Raw genomic sequence first — 9,282 nt, forward strand, 5'->3', positions numbered from 1 at the left:
CATATATATATATATTAATTTAAAATACATAAACATAAATAGGAGGAATTTCATATGTCAGTTGTAAAAATGAGCAATGATGCTTATACTGAATTCAAGGAATTTTTAATTGAAAATGGAATTAAAGATTTCAACATTAGAATTAATTTAGCAGGTGTTGGCTGAGGCGGCCCAATGTTTAATATTGCTCTGGATGAGCAAAAAGATAATGATGAAATTGTAAAAATTAATGATATAACTTTCTTCGTAGATAAAGATTTAGTTAAAGACTTTGAGGGTTTTGTACTTTTATCTAGTGAAGAAAATGATGGTAGAGGATTATCTCTTAAACCAATAGCTAATGCTGGTGGTGGCTGTTCTAGTTGCTCTAGTTGTCATTAATACATATAGTAAATAATACCTTAATTTATTATTTACACAAAAAAGATGAATTAAATCACTTTATTTTTATTTTATCTAAAATATTTAAATGCATAGATATATTTTAAATATATCTATGCATTATTTATATATTACTATTTTTATTTTTGAAATATGTATTTTAATAAAGTATAATAACTAAAATTTATGTATAAAAATTTAACTTATAATATTTTTTATTGTTTTTAAAGTTCTACTTGAGCTTCTACTGCAAAATGATCCGATATAATTGCTTTATTAGAACCATTAAAAATAATCTTAGATTCTTTTACATATATAGGTTTATTAACAAATATTATATCTAATCTTAAATCTAAACTATTTTTTTCCCAACCTGCAATTTTACCTGTCACTGTAAAACCATCATCTTTATTTTCTGCTAAATTATACGTATCTAATAATTCTTTACTTAATAAATAATCATATCCTTCTTCCCTTACAGTAGCACTATTGTTAAAATCCCCCATAAAAAAACTCAATCTATCACTTTTTATTTCTTTTAACAAGTTTGTAATCTGTGTCTTAAATGGTTCATCTTCATCATGCCACCATCCTAAATGACAGGAGTATACATCAATTAAATTATTGTTATATTCTATTGTAGCACCTATAATTTTTCTAGATTTCCAATAATTTATATCTTTGCATTGTGATATAAAAAAACTTTTTTTATTTAATATTTTATACTTTGTTAAAATAGCTAGTCCTTCTTCATATATATTATAACCAATGTGAGAAAAATCCCACATATAATTATAATGATCTATTCCTAATGATTTTAGCTCCTCTAAAAGTATTAATAAATAATCCTTATTTTCAAAGTTATCCTTATTAATTTTTTTAATTCTTAATCTACTTATTTCTTGAAAAGCTATAATATCATATTCATTTTCTTTTATAGCTTTAGCTAAGTATTTTATTTTTTTTATTTGATTCTCCTCTTGCCAAGAATGACAATTTAAAGTAAGTAGTTTCATTTTATACTCCTAAAATATCTTGAATAGTTGACTTTAATACATCTGCTTTCGGTCCATAAATAGCTTGAACTCCTTTATCTTTAACTATTAAGCCTAAAGCACCATTCTTTTTCCATTGATTTTCTTGTCCAACTAAAGTTTTATCTTTAACTGTAACACGAAGCCTAGTCATACAAGCATCTACATCTTCTATGTTATCATGTCCTCCAAGTAACTTTATTACTTCTAAAGCTTGAGCATTATGAGAATTTGATGTAATTATAGTAGCTTTTGAGCCTTGTCCTATCTTAACAGCATTAGCTTCTGTTGGTTCTATATCTTCTATATAATTACCTTTACGTCCTGGAGTAGCAATATTAAATTTTTTAATTAATAAGTTCATAACAAAATAGTTTATAAAGAAAAATACTACACAAGCTATTAAAAATACTATTAAATCTCCAGTTAAACCAGCATTTATCATCATGGGAGTACGAGTAAGTAATTCTATTGCTCCAAAAGCATGTACTCTCATATGAAATATATCAGCTATAGCAAAGCCAATTCCTGTTATTATAGCATAAACTATAAATAATATAGGTGATACAAACATGAACATAAATTCTATTGGCTCAGTAACTCCTGTTAAAATAACTGCTAAAGCTGCTGAAAAAAACATTGTTTTATATTTTTTCTTTTTATCTTTATCTACATTTTTGTACATTGCAAGTGCTACCCCTAAAAGTGAACCTGTTGAAAGTATTATTTGTCCTGCTTTAAAACGTGCTGGTGTAACACTATTTAATAAATTTGTATAGGCAGTCATATCTCCTGCTGATTTTAAGTTATTTAAATCATTAACCCATGCTAACCATAATGGGTCTTGTCCTGCAACAACTTGTCCAGCAGCACTTCCTGTCATAATACTATATATGCCACCAAGTTCTGTATAATTTATAGGAACTGTTAGCATATGATGAAGTCCAAAAGGTAATAATAATCTTTCTAATGCTCCGTATACAAAAGGTGCTACTACAGGTGCTGTATCTTTTGATGTAGCAATCCATTGACCAAAGGCATTTAATGCACTTTGTATAAATGGCCAGAATAAAGATAATATTAGTGCTGTTACTACAGAACCTAAAATAACTACAAAAGGAACAAAACGTTTACCATTAAAAAAAGCAAGTGCTGATGGTAATTTATCAAAGTTATAATACTTATTATATAAGTTAGCACCTAAAAATCCAGATATAATTCCAATAAATACTCCCATATTCAAAGCTGGTGCTCCTAAAATTGATGTAAAATAATTTTTTACTACTAAATCTCCTGCTAACATAGAGTGAACTGTTGCCGTACTATTTCCTATCATTTCTGGAGTAACTCCAAAAACTACTCCTGTTATTCTATTAATTAGTATAAAAGATAATAATGCCGCAAAAGCTCCTCCTGCACGTTCTTTTGCCCAGGAACCACCAATGGCTACTGCAAATAATATATTTAAGTTACCTATTATTGCCCAACCTATATCCTCCATAACTCTAGCTATGGTATGAGCTATAGCTATATCTATAGTCATACCAAGAAGCTTTCCTAAAGAAATCATAATACCTGCTGCTGGCATAACAGCTATTACTACCAATAATGCTTTACCAAACTTTTGCCAAAAATCAAATGATATAAAATTATTTTTTTTCATTTTTATTCCTCCTATTATATAATAAGCTTTACTAATAAAAATAATTATTTTAAACTATATAATATATAATCTTGCTTCATATGGCTTTAAAGTAATATTTTTAGTATTATAATGATCACTTACTTTATAATTACTTATAAGTATATTTTTACTATTAAGTTCTAATTTACTATTAAACTTCGCTTCTTCATTACTTAAATTACATAATATCAAAAATTCTTCTCCATTATAAATTCTCTTATAAGCATATATTTGTTCATGCTTTTCTTCTAACAACTCATATTTACCATAAACTAATGTTTTATTTTCTTTTCTTATCTTTATAAGATTTTTATAAAAACTTAATATAGAATTTTCATCTTCTAACTGACTTTTAACATTTATATCACTACTATTTTCGTTTATTAACATCCAAGGTTCTCCTTCAGTAAATCCTGCATTTTTACTATTATCCCATTGCATTGGTGTTCTTGTATTATCTCTTGAAGAATTCCATATGTAGTTTAGTGCTTTTTCCTCACTTATACCCTGTAATATTTTTTCATTGTACATATTTATAGTTTTTACATCATTATAATAGTGAATTGATGGAAACTTAATATTAGTCATACCTATTTCTTGTCCTTGATATATAAATGGTGTTCCCTGTTGCATAAAATACATTAATGCTAGTGCTTTACTACTTTCTTTCCAATACTCTTTATCATTTCCCCATTTTGAAACTACTCTAGGAATATCATGATTTTCTATAAAAAGCGCATTCCATCCCAAATTATGTAATCCATATTGCCATTGTGATAATACCTTTTTTAAAGCAACCACATCTAACTTTTTTTCACTTTCATAATCCCATAAATCTAAGTGATCAAATTGAAATATCATATTAAATTTTCCTTTTTCTTCACCTACCCATAATTCTCCTTCATTAGCTTTAACCCCATTTGCTTCTCCTACAGTCATAATATCATAATTTTTAAAAGTCTTATTATTTAACTCTTCTAAAAATGTATGTATGCCTTCAACATTCATATGTTTATCAAAAGATGATACATATTTTTTACCTTTTGAATTAGATATATCTTTAAAATCTTTTTCTTTTTTTATATGACTTATAGCATCTACTCTAAATCCATCTACTCCTTTATCTAACCACCAATTTATCATTTCATAAAGTGCTTCTCTTACCTCTTTATTCTCCCAATTTAAATCTGGTTGTCTTTTAGTAAATAAATGTAAAAAATATTCCTTTGTTTTCTCATCATATTCCCAAACAGAACCTCCAAAAATACTTTCCCAATTATTTGGTTCTTCTCCTTCTTCTCCTTCTTTTCCTTTTTTCCAAATATACCAATCTCTCTTTGCACTATCTTTAGATGATTTTGATTCTATAAACCAAGGATGTTCATCACTAGTGTGATTTATTACTAAATCAATAATAAGCTTCATTTCTCTTTTATGAATTTCTTTAAGAAGATTATTAAAATCATCCATGGTACCAAATTCATACATTATATCTTTGTAATCACTTATATCATAACCATTATCATCATTTGGAGACTTATACATAGGACATATCCATATAACATCTATTCCTAAATCTTTTATATAATCTAATTTAGCTATTATTCCATTTAAATCACCTATGCCATCACCATTAGAATCTTTAAAGCTTCTAGGGTAAATTTGATAACCTACTGCTTCTTTCCACCATTTTTCTTTCATTAAAACCACTCCCAAAATCTTTTTTACAACATTAGAAAAATATATTAAATTCATTAATTTGTGCAATCGTTTGCCTAAATTTCAAAAAAAATTATATCTATATAAATATATTTATTAAAATTTTTATGTTTTTTATAAAAGCTTAACTAAAATTTATTAAATCTAAATTAAGCTTTTATAATTTATTTTTTAATTCAATTGTTGTAAACATTTAAATATTATACTTCAAGTATATCAACTAGTATTTTACTTTTCAATTTTTTAATAATTTATTTGTTTAAATTATTACCATTTTACTTAATTATTCTGTTGATATCTTCTTTTTTTATAATTGTGCAATCGTTTGCCTTTCTGAAAGAATCTCTTTCTACAAATTTAGTTTCAACTATATAATTATTGCAATTTAAAATTTTATTTTCCAACTTACAAATTAACAATTTAGCTGCTCCATATCCTAATTCTATAGCATTTATATCAATTGAAGATATTGAAGGATTTTGATATTTAGCTAAAGGAGTATTATTAAAACCTACAATAGCAATATTTTTTATATTATTTTTCTTTAAAAATTCATTAGCACCAAATGCCAATAAATCATCTGTTGCTAAAATAGCTTCAATTGATCTTTTTTTAAAAATTTTTTCAATACTTTTAAATCCTTCAACCTCATTAAAGGCTTTTCTATGTAAAATTATATCTGTATTTATTTTAATTCCATTGTTTTTTAATGCTTCTTTATACCCACTTAATCTATCTTTTGAAACATTCCATTCTTTATTGGCACTAATAAAAGCAATGGATTTATATCCTTTATTAATTAATTTATTAGTTATATTATATGTAGCTGAAAAATTATCATTATCTACCCATAACACTAAAGAACTTTCTTCTGGTCTTCCAATTACAACAAAAGGAAATTCTTTTTCTAGTAAATAATTTATAGCTTTATCATTTTTTTCTGCTTTTAATAAAATTATTCCATCTACCATACCATTACTAGAAAAATCTTTTATATTTTTTAATTTATCTTCTTCATTTTTACTAAAAACATATAATATATAATATCCTTTTTCTTGTGCATAAATACTAATTCCTTTCATAGCCTGAACAAAAAATGGATTAGAAAAAGAATCTCCCGCTTCATTATTAAAAACTATACCTAAAGTTTTAGTTTTATTATTAACTAAACTTCTAGCAATTATATTAGGCTTATATTTAAGCTTTTTAATTGCTTTATTTACTTTTTCTTTTGTATCAAAACTTATTTTAGAACTATCAGATAATACTCTAGAAACAGTTGAAGTAGATACACCTGCTTCTTTAGCAACATCTTTTATTGTAACTTTCAAAATCTTATCCTCCACCAAAATATTATTTTTTATCATATAATATATTTCTATTCTAAATAAAATTTACCACAAAATCAAAAAAAATATAAGTAAATTTTTTACTTTTTTTCAAAATAATTCTTGTTATCCTATATTAATAGGTTTATAATATTTTTATAGGAAATACTTTATTTTAATAACATAATTTTTACTTAAATACACTTTCTTATTATTAAAGAAGATATACTAATTGTTTTAAATATCAGTTAAGTAAAAAATTTCAAGTAAATTTTGCAATTTAGTTTAAGGAGGATTTGTTGCTATGAGCACAGTTTTATTTAAAAAATCTACTCCAACAAAAGAACAATTAAAATATCATAAAGAGGAAAAATTAGCTCTTTTAAACCTATCAATGAATACATTTACACATTTTGATGAAAATTATCTCAATGAGGATAAATTTTATTTAAATAAAGTAAATGAATGTATTAAAAATTTAAAATATTGTGGATTTAAAACAGTTATTTTGAATATTCCTAATTATAAACTAAATGTACAAGCTTCAATACTTAAATTATTTTATGATTCATGTAAAAATTTTCATATTAAATTGGGATTATGTTTAGATATTAAAGAAAATATTATCTCATCCTCTTCTTCATTATGTTCTTTCGTAAGAAACTTAATGAAAACTTATAATTCTATAGCACAATTTTGGATTAAAGGGGATAATTTAGATATAGATGAACTTAACTTAGAAGAATGTTTTAGAATTATAAAAAAATCTAATGCTAATTGTATAGTTGGTACGCAAATAAGTGGTAATAATAACTTAATTGATTTATATGATAATATTATTTCAGAAAGCTGGCCATGTAAAAGCATTTTTATTTCCACTAAAAATAAAGATTTTAATGAACTTAAAGATTCATTCTTTAACTCAGTAGGAAAAAATTTAATTGCTGCTTTTAGTATTGATTTAAATGAAACTATTTCTATTAATGATAATACAAAAAATAATTTATTAGCTTTAAATAAATATTTATCTAAGGTATTTTCAACTAATTTAATTATATCTGGTAAAATTATAGCTACTAATGATAATGGTATAAATGTTTATAATATATTAGATAATAATTACCATAATTATTGGACATGTACTGGTGACTACTTGACACCATATATACAAATAAACTTTGATAAAGAAAAAGAATTTAACATTCTTAGTATTCAAGAATATATACCAAATGGTGCTAATGTACAATCTTTTAAAGTATATGCTTACAATAATGGTTGGTTTGAATTATATAGTGGAAAAAATATTGGTTATAAACATTTAGCTAAACTTCCAACTATAAAAAGCTCTAAAGTTAAAATTTCTTTCTTAGATTATACTAATCCTCCTGTCATAAATAAAGTAGGATTATTTAAAGAATAACCCAATGTATATTGATTAATATATAAAAAATGAGTTACTAATTAATTAGCAACTCATTTTTTATATTTATTTTAAATTATCAACTCTAATAGTAACATGTCCTGTTTCTTTTAAAGCTTGTACTATATTTTGTAATGGTGAATCCTGATTATAAACATAGTCTCCATACCCATCTTTGTCTATATTTTTTAGTTCTATATATTTTAATTCTTTAAAAGGATGAACAAATAAACTTGAAAGCTTTTCTCCTGTACTATTTCTTTTTATTCTATTAGCCATTATTTTTCCATCATCATCCTTTACATAGCCAAGAGGAGTAGGTACATATATAGTATTTCTATTATTCAAACTAATTAAAGGCTTTAAATTCCAAAATCCTCCATAAGGTTCATATAAAACCCTAAAATATTTTTCTAAAATTTTTTGCTCTTTTCTAGTAGCTCTATAATGAGGAGTTTCAAAAAAACTATATGGAATATTTAAAGTCTTAGCTGTTTTTATAGCACTTTCTGCTACTTCTTTAGTAGCATTTTCATTATTATTTACAGAAGGTGATAATTCAACTCCTATAGTGCTTACAGTATTTCCATACTGATGAGTATATCCATGTAATCCAATTACTGCTCCTCTATTTATTAAATGATCTAAAATATTTATAAACTGTACATTACTCATACTATGATTTTTCAAAAAATCATTATCTATATTTTTTTTTGGTTCAACATACCTTGGAACCCAAGCTAAATGAAAAATAATCCCTTGTGAATAAAGATAATCACTCATTATTTTAAGTTTCTCTCTATTTTCATTATTACCAAAAACTCCACCTGACGCTACATCTTCAAGTCTAATTAAAGCTGCTTTTCCCCAAATATTTTTTGCTTTATTTGGTTTTTTATACTTTTTATCCTTAAATAAATATATGTTTTCTAAATTATTACTCCATCTATCTCTTAAATTTAAAAATTCTTCTAAATCATTTAATGAAATATATACTTTATCTTTTATAATTAAACATTTACCTCGTAATTCTTTATTTTCACCATCTTTTTTATAAAAATTATTAAAAATATTAAAATTCACCTTATCTTCTATATTAAAATTATCATTTTCTTTTTCTAATTTAATTTGCATTTCTTTCAAAGTTTCTTCTAAAGGAACATATAGTCTTAAGTTCATTTGAAAAATATGCTTAGAAATTTTTAGCTCTTTACCATTAAAATATAATTTTTCATCATTTATAGGAATAATCTTATTACTTTCCTCTTTATCAATTTTAACATCTATAAGCTTTATATCTTTAGGCAAAAAAGCCTCTTCATACTGAACTTTTCCATTTCTTACTCTAATATCATCCATCATATATATTCTAAATATGATAATTTTACAAATAGCAAATAAAAAAAATAAACTTATTATTATACCAATAGATACTCCTATTATTTTCATTAGTTTTTTTACATTCAAAATTTCACCTCCTAAATACAATTGAACTTTATTTTAACACTTGCATTTATCTTTTAATACTATATTATCATTAATAAATTAATATGTATTTCATTTAACTGTACAATTAAATAAACTACATATTAATTTAAACTATTTAGTGTATACTTTTTTAATTTTTTCTTCAAAATTCATTAATTACATATTTATCATAAAATAAATGTATTTCTTAATATTTATATAATATTTTATTTACTTTTTAAAAATTTA

7 protein-coding genes are annotated in these 9,282 nt (G+C 24.1%); 2 read left to right on the forward strand and 5 right to left on the reverse strand.

All coding sequences use genetic code 11. The features are described from left to right. The first annotated feature begins 54 nt into the window (after positions 1-54). Positions 55-381, forward strand: a complete 327-nt coding sequence (locus GBZ86_RS09585; RefSeq protein ID WP_152890108.1) for a HesB-like protein — start codon at positions 55-57, stop codon at positions 379-381. Between the two features lie 224 nt (positions 382-605). Here the strand turns inward: GBZ86_RS09585 and GBZ86_RS09590 are convergent, their stop codons facing one another. From GBZ86_RS09590 to GBZ86_RS09605, 4 genes are all read right to left on the reverse strand, one after another. Further along, the gene (locus GBZ86_RS09590) at positions 606-1,397 is read right to left on the reverse strand and encodes an endonuclease/exonuclease/phosphatase family protein (RefSeq protein WP_152890110.1); all 792 of its coding nucleotides are present in this window, start codon (positions 1,395-1,397) and stop codon (positions 606-608) included. Position 1,398: 1 nt separating this feature from the next. Further along, positions 1,399-3,078 carry a PTS transporter subunit IIBC gene (locus tag GBZ86_RS09595; RefSeq protein WP_152890112.1) on the reverse strand — a complete coding sequence of 560 codons (1,680 nt, stop codon included), beginning with the start codon at positions 3,076-3,078 and terminating at the stop codon, positions 1,399-1,401. 54 nt (positions 3,079-3,132) lie between these two features. Then, positions 3,133-4,800 carry a glycoside hydrolase family 13 protein gene (locus GBZ86_RS09600; RefSeq protein WP_152890114.1) on the reverse strand — a complete coding sequence of 556 codons (1,668 nt, stop codon included), beginning with the start codon at positions 4,798-4,800 and terminating at the stop codon, positions 3,133-3,135. 293 nt (positions 4,801-5,093) lie between these two features. After that, complete coding sequence (locus GBZ86_RS09605) at positions 5,094-6,149, reverse strand: LacI family DNA-binding transcriptional regulator (protein ID WP_152890116.1); 1,056 nt, start codon at positions 6,147-6,149, stop codon at positions 5,094-5,096. A 301-nt stretch (positions 6,150-6,450) separates the two neighbouring features. Between GBZ86_RS09605 and GBZ86_RS09610 the strand changes: the two genes are divergently transcribed. Next, entirely contained in the window at positions 6,451-7,566 is a 1,116-nt protein-coding gene (locus GBZ86_RS09610; RefSeq protein ID WP_152890118.1) for a discoidin domain-containing protein, read from the forward strand. 66 nt (positions 7,567-7,632) lie between these two features. On the opposite strand, the gene GBZ86_RS09615 is transcribed toward GBZ86_RS09610, so the two are convergent. Then, positions 7,633-9,033, reverse strand: a complete 1,401-nt coding sequence (locus GBZ86_RS09615; protein WP_152890120.1) for a DUF2334 domain-containing protein — start codon at positions 9,031-9,033, stop codon at positions 7,633-7,635. Positions 9,034-9,282: the final 249 nt, after the last annotated feature.

Origin of the sequence: Clostridium tarantellae, from assembly GCF_009295725.1 — a bacterium.
Classification (GTDB): Bacteria; Bacillota; Clostridia; order Clostridiales; family Clostridiaceae; genus Sarcina; species Sarcina tarantellae.

Excerpts from the sequence above, each read along its gene's own strand:
- GBZ86_RS09590 (WP_152890110.1), bottom strand. The coding sequence starts at position 1,397 with ATGAAACTACTTACTTTAAATTGTCATTCTTGGCAAGAGGAGAATCAA.
- GBZ86_RS09595 (WP_152890112.1), bottom strand. The coding sequence starts at position 3,078 with ATGAAAAAAAATAATTTTATATCATTTGATTTTTGGCAAAAGTTTGGT.
- GBZ86_RS09600 (WP_152890114.1), bottom strand. The coding sequence starts at position 4,800 with ATGAAAGAAAAATGGTGGAAAGAAGCAGTAGGTTATCAAATTTACCCT.
- GBZ86_RS09610 (WP_152890118.1), top strand. The coding sequence starts at position 6,451 with ATGAGCACAGTTTTATTTAAAAAATCTACTCCAACAAAAGAACAATTA.